The organism is Aquisphaera insulae (assembly GCF_011064615.1).
Classification (GTDB): domain Bacteria; phylum Planctomycetota; class Planctomycetia; order Isosphaerales; family Isosphaeraceae; genus Aquisphaera; species Aquisphaera insulae.
Genome location: NZ_JAALJH010000032.1, coordinates 31,872 through 45,806 on the forward strand (window position 1 = coordinate 31,872; position 13,935 = coordinate 45,806).

Here is a 13,935-nt window from a genome sequence, read left to right on the forward strand (position 1 = left end):
GAGGATACCGATCATGAACCCTCCCCACGGCCTTGATGACCCGACCGGGACGACCCGGCGCGAGGCGCTGCGGCGGGGCCTCCAGTGTGCGGCCGGCCTGGCCGTGGCCGACGGGCTCTCCGCCTGGCCCGCCGCGCCGGCCGATGATTTCGACGCCGACACCGCGACCACGACCCCGGCGGCGGCGAAGCCCGCCGGCCCGGTCCGGGCGAAGTCGGTGATCCAGGTCTTCCTCTGGGGCGGGATGTCCCACAACGACACCTGGGACCCCAAGCCCGAGGCGGGCTACGACTACATGGGCGAGTTCTCCAAGGTCATCGACACCAACGTCGCGGGCTTCCAGATCAACCAGCTCTTCCCCAAGCTGGCGACCCAGGCCGACAAGTTCTCGCTGATCCGGAGCATGACCCACGGCAACAACGGCCACGAGACCGCCGCCTACCTGATGCAGACCGGCCACGCCCCGGGCGAGCGGCTGGCCTATCCGAGCGTCGGCGCGGTCTTCTCGATGTTCAAGGGGAACGAGTACAAGGGGATCATCCCGCCCTACATCGTCCTGACGAGCGCGGCGGGGCGGTTCTCCGAGGAGGGATTCCTCGGCCCCAAGTACAAGCCGTTCGCCACCGGCGGGGATCCCAACGCCCCCAGGTTCGAGGTCGAGGGGATCATCGCGCGGGGGATCTCCGACGACCGCCAGCGGTCACGCCGCGAGCTGCTCGACGGGCTTGACACCATGGGCCGGGCGATGGCCGGCAGCGCCGAGCTCGAGGCCGCCCGCGAGGCCAAGGCCCGCGCCGACGAGCTGATCCTGGGCAAGGGCAAGGAGGTCTTCGACCTGACCAAGGAGAAGGCCGACCTGCGCGACCGCTACGGCCGCAACACCTTCGGCCAGGAATGCCTGGTGGCCCGGCGGCTGGTGGAATCCGGCGTCCCCTACGTGGCGATCAACTACCCCGGCGGCTGGGACACCCACAGCAACCATTTCGCCACCATGCGGCGGCAGTGCCCGCAGCTCGACCAGGGGATCGCCGCGCTGCTGGCGGACCTCCAGGACCGTCGGCTGCTCGACACGACGCTCGTCTGGTGCTCCGGCGAGTTCGGCCGCGGCCCGAAGGTGGACTGGCAGCCCCCCTGGAACGGCGGCCGGAACCATCACGGGGCCGTCTTCAGCGTGCTCGTGGCCGGCGGCGGGTTCAAGGGGGGCCACATCGTGGGATCCTCCGACGGCAAGGCCGAGGAGGTCCGCGACCGGCCCGTCTACCCGGTGGACCTGCTGGGCAGCATCTACAAGCTCGGCGGGATCGACGCGACCGCCAGCCTGCCCCACCCCGAGGGCCTGGAGGCCCACATCCTCCCCGCCAGCTCCGAGGGGGTGAAGTCGGCCGGCCTGCTCGCCGAGATCATGTAGCCGCAAGGTCCCCCGCGGCCCGTCAACAGGCAGAACCCGGGTTGAAGGGCAGGCAGGAAGGCCTGCCCCCCGGCTTTGAAGCCCGGTCCTTAGCAAGAAATCGGGGGACAGGCATTCTTGCCTGTCCCGAAGCCAACCCACAATGGAGCCGTGACAAGGCACTCGTCATGTCCATCGCGCAGCGGTTCACGATCACGGGCCTGGCCGGCTTGACCCTGGTCCTCCTCGAGGGCGCCGCGGTGGCGCAGCCGAAGCCCTACATCGGCTACGCCTATCCCGCGGGAGCCCAGCGGGGGACGACCGTGAAGGTCCGGCTGGGCGGCCAGCAGCTCAACGACGTGGACCGCGTGGTCGTCACGGGGACCGGCGTGGAGGCGAAGGTGCTCGAATACCATCGCCACCTGAATCCCCAGGAGATCCAGCTCCTTCGCGGGCAGCTCGACGCGATCGGCGTCCGCCCGCCCCTCACGCCGAAGGCGAAGCAGGCCGCCGCCGCCAGGGCGAAGGCGAAGCCGAAGCCGCTCAGGCCGAAGGGGAAGGGGGGGGCGAATGCGAATGCGAACACGAACACGAATGCAACAGAAGCGATGGCGATGCCGGGGATGGGCATGGGCGCGGACGCGGCGGCGGCGTCCCCCGCCTTCGCGGCCCTCTCGCCGGACATGAAGCGGCTGGTCGAGCGTGTCAACAGGCGGATCGAGACCTACGTCCAGCAGCCGGCCAGCAACGCGATCTCGAACATCGTCGAGGTCGAGGTGACCGTCGCGAAGGACGCCCCGCCCGGCCCGCGCGAGATCCGCCTGGTGACGTGGAAGGGGGTCTCCAACCCGCTGGTCTTCGACATCGGGGAGTTGCCGGAGATCCGTCGCGAGCCGATGAACACCGCCCAGATCCAGGTGCTCGGCAAGGAGGAGCAATCGCTCCGGAACCGGCCGGCGGACGAGGTCGAGCAGGCGGTGACGCTCCCCTGCACGCTCAACGGCCAGATCGCCTCGGGCGAGGTCAACCGCTATCGATTCGCCGCGAAGAAGGGCCAGAAGCTGGTCTTCTCCACGGCGGCCAGGCGGCTGATCCCGTTCCTGGCCGACGCCGTGCCCGGCTGGTTCCAGCCGGTCCTGACCCTCTACGACGCCTCGGGGCACGAGGTCGCGTACGACGACGACTACCGGTTCAAGCCCGATCCGGTCATCCTCTTCAAGGTCCCGAAGGACGGCGAGTACGTCCTGGTGATCAACGACGCCATCTTCCGCGGCCGGGAGGATTTCCTCTACCGGATCACCGCGGGCGAGCTGCCGTTCGTCACCAGCCTCTTCCCCCTGGGCGGCCCCGCCGGGAATCCGGCGAAGGTGAGCATGACGGGCTGGAACCTCGACGGCGCCACGCTCGACCCGCCGCCGAAGGGGGCCGGGCCCGGCATCGTCTCGCTGACCGCCAGGACCTCTGCGTTCGCGTCCAACCCGATGCCGTTCGCGATCGACAACCTGCCGGAGATCCTCGAGGGCGAGGCCCAGGGCGGAGCGACGTCGTCCTCGCCAGCCGGGTCGGAGGCCCCTCGGAAATTGACCATGCCCGTGATCGTCAACGGGCGGATCGAGCGGCCCGGGGATCGCGACGTGTTCGAGTTCCAGGGGCACGTCGGCGACCAGGTCGTCGCCGAGGTCGTCGCCCGCCGGCTCGACTCGCCGCTCGACTCGGTGCTGACCCTGTTCGACCCCTCGGGCAAGATCCTGGCGCGGAACGACGACCGCGAGGATCTCGGGGCGGGGATCAACACCCACAATGCGGATTCGTTCATCCTCCAGGAGCTGCCCGCGGACGGGACCTACCGGCTCCTGCTCGAGGACGCGGCGAAGGGGGGCGGCGAGGCGTACGGGTATCGTCTCCGGGTCAGCCCGCCGCGGCCCGACTTCAGCCTCCGGCTGGTGCCGTCGAGCCTGGCGATGCGGAGCAAGGGCGAGGCGTCGATCACGGTCCACGCGATCCGGACCGACGGGTTCATCGGTCACATCGATCTCCGCCTGGCGACCACGACCGCCGGCTTCACCGCGGCGCCGGCGATGCTGGCGGCCGGCCAGGCCAAGGCCCCCATGCCGGTGAAGACGACGCTCACGGCGACGCCCGCGCCGGTGAACCTGGTCGTGGAGGGCGTCGCCCAGATCGACGGCCGCGAGGTCGTCCACCGTGCCGTGGGGGCCGAGGATCGCATGCAGGCCTTCCTCTGGCGCCACCTCGTCCCGACCGAGGATTTCCCGGTCCTCGTCTTCGACCCCAAGGCCGAGCCCGAGCCGAGGCGCAAGGTCCCCACCATCGTCCTGAACCTCGCCGACGATGACGACGACGAGGCCTCCCCCGCCAAGCCCGCCGCCAAACCGGCCGCGGAGAAGGCGATGACCAAGGCGAAGGCGGCCGACGGAACCGGAACCGCCGCGGCTCCGGCCCCGGCCAGGCCCGCCAAGAAGTTCACCGCGAAGCAGGTCGCCGGCCGGCTCCGCGAGCTGAAGGTCCTCTATGAGGAAGAGCTGCTCACCGAGGACTTCTACCGCAAGCAGGTCGCCGAGTGTCAGGTCTCCGGGCCGAAGTAGGAAGGGACCAACCTCGGAGGCACGGAGGCGAGGACGCCTGGAGGATGGCGGACCTTCTGCTACATCCTGCCGGCTTACAAGCTTGGCGGCGACAAGGCCCAGGCCATGCTCGCCGAATTGACGGCGCGGGGTGGGCACTGGGAGCGGATTCTCGGCGGCGTTCTGTTCGTATGCCGTCCGCCCGGAATGGACCTGGACCCGGTGCCCTGGGTCGAAAGAAACGCTCTGGCCCTCGCTCTGAGGTCCGTGCGCCTGAAGCGAACCTCACGCCGACGACGATCGAAGGCCCGCCGGCCGTGGGGTCGCTGCGCTCCTCCACAGCCACCCCATTGCTCGCTCGCGGCCGGGGGAGAGCCTGACGATCGAAGGCCCGCCGGCCGTGGGGTCGCTGCGCTCCTCCACAGCCACCCCATTGCTCGCTCGCGGCCGGGGGGAGAAGCCTGACGATCCAAGGCCCGCCGGCCGGGGGGTCGCTGCGATCCTCCACAGCCACCCCATTGCTCGCTCGCGGCCGGGGGGAGAAGCCTGTGGAGATCAGAGGCGTGCCGACCCCTATGCACACGGCTTGTACATCCCAGGCTTGTGACCTACTTTCACTCTCATGGATCACAGAAAGCGCTATTCTCGTCGTCACGCCTGCAATGAGCCGGGAGAGGCTCATGAACTCACGTTTACGTGCTATCGACGCCATCGTTTTCTGAGCGCGGACAGGGTGTGTCGATGGCTCAGCGAGTCGGTCCAGGAGGCCAGGGCGGCTCTCGACTTCGCGCTCTGAGCCTTCGTTTTCATGCCAGAGCACGCGCATCTCATCGTTTGCCCTCGGAGGCCTGTTTACCAAATGGCGGAGATCATCAGGGCCATCAAGGGGCCGGTGGGACGGCGGGGCCTCGCCTACATCGAGGAATTCGCTCCGACCTGGATCTCTCGTGTGACGCGCCAAAGAGGTGACCGGACCGAACGCCTGTTCTGGCAATCAGGAGGCGGCTACGATCGCAACGTCTGGGATCCCAAAGTCCTGATGACCATGATCGGGTATGTCCATGAGAATCCAGTTCGCCGGGAACTTGTTGATCGGGCCACGGAGTGGACCTGGTCGAGTGCAGGCTGGTTTGCCGACGAACCGACCTGTGACCTGATCCCCGACCTGATCCCCCCGGAGTGGACAACTCCATCATAAATCAAGCATGAGCGAGCGATGGGTGGCTGTGGAGGAGCGCAGCGACCCCACGGCCGGCGGGCCTTCGATCGTCAGGCTCTCCCCCGGCCGCGAGCGAGCAATCGGGTGGCTGTGGAGGAGCGCAGCGACCCCACGGCCAGCGGGCCTTCGATCGTCAGGCTCTCCCCCGGCCGCGAGCGAGCAATCGGGTGGCTGTGGAGGAGCGCAGCGACCCCACGGCCGGCGGGCCTTCGATCCTTACTGGTCCTTCCAGCAGGGCGCTGATCGCACATCGCGGCCACCAGACCTCAATGGCACGCGGCCCACCCCTGCGCTATGATCGGGCTGGAATCCTAGCAATGATGCCCTCCCTGGAACCCGACCATGAGCCTCCTCCGATCGCTCGCCCTATCCTGCATTGCGACCGCATCATTCCTGTCCTCGACCTTCGCCATCACGGCCGCCGAACCCGCGAGGGCGACGATCCGCGTCCACGCCGACAAGGCAGGCCACCCGGTCAGCCCCACGCTCTACGGGATCTTCTTCGAGGACATCAACTGCTCGGCCGACGGCGGCCTCTACGCGGAGCTCGTCCGCAATCGGTCGTTCGAGGACTCCGACCGGCCGGAGCACTGGAAGGTCTCCGGCGACGGCCTGAAGGTCCGGGCCGAGATCGACGACGCGGATCCGGCCAGCCCGAAGAACCCGCGGTCGCTCCGGGTCACGCTCGAGAGCCCGACGCTGGCCCTCGCGACGATCACCAACGAGGGCTTCTGGGGGATCCCCGTGACGCAAGGGGCGAGCTATCGCCTCTCGTTCCTCGCCCGCGCCGAGGGCCGGTTCCAGGACTCGCCGATCGTCTCGCTCGTCGGGGCCGACGGCCGCGTCTATGCGTCCGAGAGATTCCCGAGCCCGACGGAGGACTGGGCACCGTTCACCGCCACGCTCAAGTCGTCCGCGACCGACCCGAAGGCCCGGCTCGAGATCAAGGTCGTCGGCAACGGCTCGATCTGGCTCGACATGGTCTCCCTCTTCCCGGAGAAGACCTGGAAGGATCGCCCGTTCGGATTGAGGCCGGACCTGGCGGGGCGGCTGGCCGACCTGCACCCGGCCTTCGTCCGATTCCCCGGCGGCTGCTGGGTCGAGGGGGACACCATGAAGTTCGCCTATCGCTGGAAGGAGACGATCGGCGATCCCTCGGAGCGGCGGACGCAGTTCAACATCTGGAACTACCACGCGACCCACGGCCTGGGCTTCCACGAATACCTCCAACTCTGCGAGGACCTGAAGGCGGAACCCCTCTTCGTCATCAACTGCGGGATGTCCCACAAGGAGGTCATCCCGATGGACAAAATGCCGGAGTTCGTCCAGGACGCGCTCGACGCCATCGAGTATTGCAACGGCCCGGCCGACAGCCGGTGGGGAGCGGTCCGCGCCCGCAACGGGCACCCCGCCCCCTTCGCGCTGAAGTACATGGAGATCGGCAACGAGAACGGCGGCCCGCCCTACCAGGAGCGCTTCGCCCTCTTCCACGACGCCATCAAGAAGGCCCATCCCGACATCACGCTGATCGCCAACGTCCCCACGGAGAGGCGCCCGGCGGACATCGTCGACGAGCACTACTACAACACGCCGGAGTTCTTCATCCAGCAGGCGAACCGGTACGACGACTACGACCGCAAGGGGCCGCGGATCTACGTCGGCGAGTACGCCGTGACGATGGGTGCGGGCCAGGGGAACCTCCGCGGGGCGGTCGGCGAGGCGGCGTTCATGCTGGGCATGGAGCGGAACTCGGACGTCGTGGCGATGTCGTCATACGCCCCCCTCTTCGTCAACGTCAACCACCGCGGCTGGAACCCGGACCTGATCAACTTCGACGGCACGCGGTCGTACGGCATCCCCTCGTATCACGTCCAGAAGCTGTTCGCCGAGAACCTCGGCGACGTCACGGTGCCGGTGGACGTGCAGGCGCCTTCGGTCGAGCCCACGCCCCCGGGGGGAGCCGTCGGGGTGGGGACCTGGCTGACGCGGGCCGAGTTCAAGGACATGAAGGTGACGAGGGGAGGCGAGGTCCTCTGGTCGTCGGACCCGGCCGCGAAGCTGGCGGGCTTCCGGCCGCTGAACGGGACGTGGGACGTCGTCGACGGTGCGCTCCGCCAGACCGCCCCGACCGAGAACGTCCGGGCCCTCGCCGGCGAGAAGGGCTGGACCGACTACACCTTCAGCCTGAAGGCCCGGAAGCTCGGCGGCGCCGAGGGCTTCCTGATCCTCTTCCGGGTGGGGGACGAGAATCAGAAGTCGTGGTGGAACATCGGCGGCTGGGGGAACACGCGGCACGCGATCGAGATCGGCGGCGAGATCGGCCGGAGCGTGCCCGGTCGGATCGAGGACAACCGCTGGTATGACGTCAAGGTGGAGGTGACCGGTCCGCGGATCCGGTGCTATCTCGACGGCCAGCTCGTCCATGACGTGAGGATGCCGTCGCTGCGGCCGATCCACGCCTCGGTGACTCGCGTCCGATCGTCGGGAGAGCTGATCCTCAAGGTGGTGAACGCCGGGGCCGAGCCGATCGAGACGACCGTGGAGGTCGCGGGCGTCGGCCGGCTGGCGTCGTCGATCCCCGCCCAGGTCCTCGCCTCGGAGCATCCCACCGACGAGAACTCGCTGGCCTCGCCGGAGAAGGTCGCCCCGAGGGCGACGTCGCTGGCGGCGGAAGGGACGACGATCCGCCACGCCTTCCCGGGCAACTCGGTGACCGTCGCGCGGATCAGGCCATAGGTAGCCGATGGGAACAGGGCCCCGGCGTGGTCACCAGCCTGCGCCGGGCTCGGCAGGAGCCTCGCCCTCCCACGGGCCGGGATCGGCGTTCGTCGGGAGGGCGAGGCTCCTGCCGAGCCCCGGGGGAGCCGTCGGATTGCCCGTAAGGCCCTGATTCGCCCTGTCAGCGGGTGGAGACCTTGCGGGTGCGGGGCTCGGCCAGGGTGACCTTGCAGGGCTGGAGCTCATTCTTGCGGATCAGGAGCAGCACGGCGCCGCCGGTCTGGAGGGCCTCCGGCTGGCGGAGGACGTAGAGGATGTTGTCCGGGCGGATGGTCTCCCAGTTCCGGGTGCCGACGTTCATGCCGACGAGGATGTCCCCCTTCTGGACGGCGGCGGCGGCGGCCGGGCTGCCGGGGAGGACGGCCTCGATGTAGAGCCCACCCCGGAGCTTGCGGGAGACGGTGGCGACCCACTCGGGAGAGACCGGCATGGTCTTCACTCCCAGCCGCTCCCAGACCTGGTCGGAGGGCTCGGCGGCGGCGACGTTCATCCCCTTGGGCAGGGGCTGGACGTCCAGGGGGAGCGGCTGCTCGACGCCGCCGCGGCGGACCGTCAGCCGGGTCGGCCGGCCGGGCCGGGCGTCGAGGAGGCCCCGCTCGAGGTCGACCATGTTGCCGACCTGGAGGTCGCCCACCCGGACGAGTTCGTCGCCGGGCTTGAAGCCGGCCGACTCGCCGGGGCTCCCCGGCTGGACGCTCGTGAGCACGACCGACCGCTGCGAGCCCCGGACCAGGTCCTCGACCACCAGGCCGTGCCAGGTGGCGGCGATCCGGCGGGTGCTGAGCATCTCGGCGGCCACCCGCTTCACCTCGTCGATGGGCAGGGCGAAGCCGATCCCCTGGGCCCCGGCGCGGGTGGCGACGTTGATGCCGATCAGCTCGCCGTCCACGTTCACCAGCGGGCCCCCCGAGTTCCCCGGGTTGATGCTGGCGTCGGTCTGAATCAGGTTGCGGTAGACCTGCTCGTCGGAGAGCGTCACGTCCCGATGCAGGGCGCTGACGATCCCGACCGAGACCGTGTTCTCGTAGCCGAAGGCGTTGCCGATCGTGATCACCGTCTCGCCGACCATGAGGTCGGTGGACGTCCCGATGACGATCGCCCGGAGCGGCCGGGCCGGGTCCACCTTCAACAGGGCCAGGTCCATCACCGGATCATACTGGAGGACCCGGCCGGGGTAGGTCGTGCCGTCGGCGAGCTGGACCTCCACCCCCTGGACCTTGTCCACGACATGGTGGTTGGTGAGGATGTAGCCGCGCGGATCCACGATCACGCCGCTCCCCATCCCGTTGATCCGAGGCCGCTGGTTCTCCTCCGCCGAGAAGGGCCAGCGGCTCGTCGACGCCGCCTTCTTCTCGCTCGAGATGTTCACCATGCAGGGGAGCGCCTTCTCGACCGCCTCGACGATCACCGTCCTGCGGTTGGTCGCGACCGGGCTCGATGCCGATCCCGGTCCCTGACCCGCGGCCGCCGGCCTCGGGGTCGTCCCCCACGCGATCGCCGCCAGGCTCAGCCCCAGGGTGATCCACGAGGGAACTCGCACTCCGTATCGCGACAAGGGCATTGGCACGGCGTTCGTCCCCATTCGCTCTGGAAACCCGGCGGCTTCCTGGTCGTCTTGACCTCGAGGCCCCGTGGTTGCCCACGTTACCCTCGTTTCCGCGGCTCCGTCCGGCTTGGACTTGGATCGGTTACCCCTCTTTCCAGCTTGAACCTTGTCATATCGAAAACCCCTAGCTTGCCCTTGTTTCGTAATTATCCATACGACCCAGTCAGACTCCGCAGATCCCCTGTTTTCCGGGAGCCGACGAGGCTTCGAAATCGCGCCAACGGGGAGAGGTTTCCGATCTTCTCGCGATCGGTGTCACGGCGGGAGGTTTGCGGGGAAGATTCCGTGTCGGAGGCCGGGTTGACGGATGGCGGCCGGGGAGTCCACAAAGGTAGGTGGGGCGTCGTTGGGTGGTGGCGAAGGGCCCGGCCTCGGGAAAGGTGGGGGTGATGGCGGAGAAATCGGCGCGGCGGCTGAAGCTCGAGGCGAGCCTGGCGGAGGATCCGGGCGATCCCTTCCTGCGTTACGGGGTGGCGATGCAGTGCCTCCGCGAGGGGGACGTGGAAGAGGGCCGCGACCGTCTCCGGGCGTTGATCGCGGATCGTCCCGACGATCAGATCCCGGCCTATCAGCAGCTCGGCCAGTCCCATGCGGAGGCGGGCGAGGTGGAGGACGCCGTGTCGGTCCTGCGGACGGGCATCTCGAAGGCCAGGACTCGCGGCGACATGCACGCCGCGGCGGAGATGCAGGGCTTGCTGGATACCCTGGAGTAAGTCGCCGGAGGCCTGTTCGTGCCTGAGTCCTCGGAGTCCACCGACATCGCCGCCGGGCCCGGCCCCGGCGCCGAGACGTCGGCACCGGCCCTGTTCACCTTCCCCAACCGCGTGCTCTTCGGCGCGGGGGCCAGGCGTTCGCTCGCGGCGGAGCTGGCGCGGCTGGGGGTCGCCCGGCCGCTCGTGGTGACCGACCCGGGGCTGGTCGCCTGCGGCCTGGCCGGTCGGGTGGCGGACCTGCTCGATTCTCCTCAGGTCTTCACCGACGTGCAGGCCAATCCGACGGAGGAAAACGTCCTCCGCGCGGTGGATCGCTATCGCGAAGCCGGCTGCGACGGGCTGGTTGGCCTGGGCGGCGGATCCGCGATCGACGCGGCCAAGGCCGTGCGGCTGCTGGCGACGCATCCGGGCCGACTGGCCGATTACGACCTCACGGCCGGGGGCGGGGACCGGATCACGGCGGAGATGCCCCCGATGGCGGCGGTGCCGACGACCGCGGGCACGGGCTCGGAGGCGGGCCGCGGGACGCTGATCCAGCTCCCCCAGACCGGCCGGAAGACGATCGCGCTGTCGATCCACCTCCTCCCGAGCGTCGCGATCTGCGACCCCGAGCTGACACTCGGCCTGACCCCGGAGCTGACCGCGGGCACCGGCATGGATGCCCTGACGCACTGCGTGGAGAGCTACCTCTCCCCGACCTTCCACCCGATCTGCGACGGCATCGCCATCGAGGGCCTGAAGTCCATCTTCCGGGGGCTGGAAGAGGCGGTCCGGGATGGCTCCCGGCTCGAGGCTCGCTCGGCGATGATGATGGGGGCGCTGCTCGGGGGGATCAGCTTCCACAAGGGGCTCGGCGTGGTCCACTCGCTCTCGCACGCCCTGGGGGGCGAGGGACGCGTCCACCACGGCACGCTCAACGCGATCCTGCTGCCGCACGCGCTGCGGTTCAACCGCGAGGCGGCGGAGCCCAGGATCGCGGAGCTGGCCTCCCGGGTCGGACTCGGCCGCGGCGGGGACGGCGCCGGGCACCTGGTCACGCTCATGCAGATCGTCCTGGCGCGGCTGCCGCTCCCCCGGCGCCTCTCCGAGCTCGAATCCGCCGGGCTGGATCGCGGGCGGATCCCGCACTATGCCCGCCTGGCGATGCTCGACCATTGCCATCGCACCAATCCCCGCGCCTGCACCCAGGCGGACATGGAAGACCTCCTCGACCGAGCCTGGTGAAGCCCCGGCGGCTTGAGTCGAGGCTTTGTCGAGAAAAATGGGGACGGGCCGACCATGGATGACGCTATTAGTTTGTTAGGAGAGACTGGGTCTATCTCCTCCACCGCCATCTGATCGCGGACCAGCCTCCCAGCACAGGGTAGATCGTCATGCTCCTCGCTTACTTCGCCCCGGAAGTCGCCATGCCGGTGGCCTCGGTCTTCGCCACCGTGATCGGTTTCGTGCTGGCCGGCGGTCGCCCTGTCCTTTCGTGGATGAGTCGCCGGCTGAAAGGGCGGGCGAGCTGACCGGGCCGGGCCGTACCGGGTTACTTGGGGTCGATCCTGATGGATGATGATGCGCCTTCGAAGGCGGCGGATGGCCGGCCGGCCACGCCCCGGCTGACGCTGTCGGTCGCGCTCGTGCTGGCGATCTGGCTGGGTTTCCTCGCCGGGTATCTCGACCTGGCGCTGATCATTTTCAAGAAGCTGGCGATCAACAAGGAAGGCTCGTTCCGGACGGCCCGCGACTTCCCCTGGACGGTCCCGCTGGGCCATGTCGCGCTGATGCTGGCCCTCGGGGTGGTGGTGGCCGTCCTGGCGTGGATCCGGCCGAGGCGGCCGACGCTCCGGGGCTGGGCCTGGCTGATGGCGACGGTCGCGCTCTGGGGGGCCTTGCTGCGCCTCTCGCTCCATCCCGGGGCCTCGCTCGTGCTGGCCTTCGGGATCGGGAAGCTGATCGCCGACCTGGTGGCGGACCGAGGCTTCGGCCTCCGGGTGGGCTGGGTGCGAAAGAGCCTGGCCGGGTTCGCCTGCCTGCTGATCGTCTGCTTCGCGGCGAGCACGGGACGACGGATGATCGGCGAGGCGAGGGCGGTTGCCGCACTACCCCCGCGGCCGGCCTCCGCGCCCAATGTGGTGTTCCTGGTCTGGGACACGGTCCGCAACTCCAGCCTCAGCCTGTATGGGTATCGGCGCGAGACGACCCCCAACCTCAAGCGGTGGGCGGAACGCGGGGTCGTGTTCGACATGGCGCTCTCGCCTTCCCCCTGGACCTATCCGTCGCACGCCAGCTATTTCACGGGGAGCTGGCCGTTCGAGATCAACGCCCAGTGGAAATTCTCGCTCGACACGCCCAGGCCCACCATCGCGGAGTTCCTGAAGTCTCGCGGCTACCAGACGGCGGGCTTCGTGGGGAACACCAACTCCTGCAACTACGAGACGGCGCTGGATCGGGGCTTCATCCACTACGACGATTACGCGCTGACGCCCCGATCGCTGCTGACCCGCACGGTCCCCGGGAAGTGGATGCTGGAGCAACTGCTGCTCCGGGTCGACCCGTTCGAGCGGAAGTGGGCCGGCCTCCAGGCACGAGGGGCCGAGGGGATCAACGCCTCGTTCCTGAAATGGCTGGACGGCCGGCGGACCGATCGGCCGTTCTTCGCCTTCCTCAACTTCTTCGACGCCCACGAGCCGTACATCCCCCCGGACCAGTTCGCCGGCCGTTTCGGCGTCGCCCCCAAGGGGGTGAAGGACTATCAGGCCCTGATCGATTACGTCGGGGTGGACAAGGGGCGGTTGACGCCCCAGGATTTGGACCTGGTCCGGGACTCGTACGAGAATTGCATCGCCTACCTGGACGAGCAGTTCGGGCGGATGATGGACGACCTGGAGAAGCGCGGGGTGCTCGAGAACACGATCGTGGTCCTGACCTCGGACCACGGGGAGGGGTTCGGCGAGCATGGCGTCTGCGGGCACGCGTACTCGGTGGAGATCCAGGAGGTGGGCGTCCCGCTGATGGTGATCGCCCCGGGGCTGCCCCGGGGCCGCAGGGAGCTGACCGCCGTGGGCCTGCGCGACCTCGCCGTGACGCTGACCGATCTGCTGGGATTCGGCGAGGACTCGCCGTTCCCGGGCCGATCGCTGGCGGCCTACTGGAACGCCCCGGCCGGGCAGGCCCCTCCACGCCCGACGAGTCCCGCCCTCTCGGAGAAGGCCGATCAGACCGCCTTCCCGTCGCCGCACGGCGAGGGCCCGGGAGGCGAGGGATTGCAGTTCTCACTCGTCTCCTCGTTCGGGGTCCAGTACGTCCGCAACGGCGACGGGACGGAGATGATCTTCAATCTCTGGCGAGACCCCCAGGCCACGTTCAACCTCGCCGGGTTCCCCGACAAGGTCTCGATGCTGAGCCAGCATCGGTCGATGCTCCTCGAGGCCCTCAAGGGCAGCCCGGCCTCCACCGAGGTCGAGGACGCTTACATGGCCGCCTATCGCGACGAGCTCGCCAACCTCGTCCAGGGGACCAGGCCCGTGGGCGATCCGCCGCCCGCCGCTGAGGACGGCGACTCAGGCGCCGCGCGGTGAGGGCCGGCTTCCGATAGGGGACTCCCCGGCCCGTTCCCAAGGCGGGACGCCGGAGAGCCCCGGGCTGGCGTGGTGGAAGAGACG

At 69.1% G+C, this 13,935-nt stretch carries 9 protein-coding genes; 8 read left to right on the plus strand and 1 reads right to left on the minus strand.

Features of this window, described 5'->3' with window-relative positions; translation table 11 throughout:
- The first annotated feature begins 13 nt into the window (after positions 1–13).
- From G6O54_RS17820 to G6O54_RS17835, 4 genes are all read left to right on the plus strand, one after another.
- A complete protein-coding gene (locus G6O54_RS17820) occupies positions 14–1,408 on the plus strand; it encodes a DUF1501 domain-containing protein (protein ID WP_165227017.1) in 1,395 nt (464 codons plus the stop codon).
- Between the two features lie 167 nt (positions 1,409–1,575).
- A complete protein-coding gene (locus G6O54_RS17825) occupies positions 1,576–3,990 on the plus strand; it encodes a PPC domain-containing protein (protein ID WP_165227018.1) in 2,415 nt (804 codons plus the stop codon).
- Between the two features lie 838 nt (positions 3,991–4,828).
- A complete protein-coding gene (locus G6O54_RS37370) occupies positions 4,829–5,167 on the plus strand; it encodes a hypothetical protein (protein WP_205678876.1) in 339 nt (112 codons plus the stop codon).
- A 363-nt stretch (positions 5,168–5,530) separates the two neighbouring features.
- Positions 5,531–7,924, plus strand: coding sequence for an alpha-L-arabinofuranosidase family protein (locus G6O54_RS17835; RefSeq protein WP_165227019.1), 2,394 nt, complete (start codon positions 5,531–5,533; stop codon positions 7,922–7,924).
- 163 nt (positions 7,925–8,087) lie between these two features.
- On the opposite strand, the gene G6O54_RS17840 is transcribed toward G6O54_RS17835, so the two are convergent.
- Positions 8,088–9,506 (minus strand): S1C family serine protease, encoded by a 1,419-nt coding sequence (locus G6O54_RS17840; protein ID WP_250846948.1) that lies wholly within the window; start codon positions 9,504–9,506, stop codon positions 8,088–8,090.
- Between the two features lie 401 nt (positions 9,507–9,907).
- On the opposite strand from G6O54_RS17840, the gene G6O54_RS17845 reads away from it, so the two are divergent.
- From G6O54_RS17845 to G6O54_RS17860, 4 genes are all read left to right on the plus strand, one after another.
- Positions 9,908–10,285, plus strand: coding sequence for a hypothetical protein (locus tag G6O54_RS17845; protein WP_250846949.1), 378 nt, complete (start codon positions 9,908–9,910; stop codon positions 10,283–10,285).
- Between the two features lie 45 nt (positions 10,286–10,330).
- Positions 10,331–11,509 (plus strand): iron-containing alcohol dehydrogenase, encoded by a 1,179-nt coding sequence (locus G6O54_RS17850; RefSeq protein WP_165227060.1) that lies wholly within the window; start codon positions 10,331–10,333, stop codon positions 11,507–11,509.
- 149 nt (positions 11,510–11,658) lie between these two features.
- Positions 11,659–11,796 (plus strand): hypothetical protein, encoded by a 138-nt coding sequence (locus G6O54_RS17855; protein WP_165227021.1) that lies wholly within the window; start codon positions 11,659–11,661, stop codon positions 11,794–11,796.
- A gap of 39 nt (positions 11,797–11,835) precedes the next feature.
- Positions 11,836–13,851 carry a sulfatase-like hydrolase/transferase gene (locus G6O54_RS17860; RefSeq protein ID WP_165227022.1) on the plus strand — a complete coding sequence of 672 codons (2,016 nt, stop codon included), beginning with the start codon at positions 11,836–11,838 and terminating at the stop codon, positions 13,849–13,851.
- The last annotated feature ends 84 nt before the right edge of the window (positions 13,852–13,935 follow it).

Excerpts from the sequence above, each read along its gene's own strand:
- G6O54_RS17855 (WP_165227021.1), top strand. The coding sequence starts at position 11,659 with ATGCTCCTCGCTTACTTCGCCCCGGAAGTCGCCATGCCGGTGGCCTCG.
- G6O54_RS17825 (WP_165227018.1), top strand. The coding sequence starts at position 1,576 with ATGTCCATCGCGCAGCGGTTCACGATCACGGGCCTGGCCGGCTTGACC.
- G6O54_RS37370 (WP_205678876.1), top strand. The coding sequence starts at position 4,829 with ATGGCGGAGATCATCAGGGCCATCAAGGGGCCGGTGGGACGGCGGGGC.
- G6O54_RS17820 (WP_165227017.1), top strand. The coding sequence starts at position 14 with ATGAACCCTCCCCACGGCCTTGATGACCCGACCGGGACGACCCGGCGC.
- G6O54_RS17860 (WP_165227022.1), top strand. The coding sequence starts at position 11,836 with ATGGATGATGATGCGCCTTCGAAGGCGGCGGATGGCCGGCCGGCCACG.
- G6O54_RS17835 (WP_165227019.1), top strand. The coding sequence starts at position 5,531 with ATGAGCCTCCTCCGATCGCTCGCCCTATCCTGCATTGCGACCGCATCA.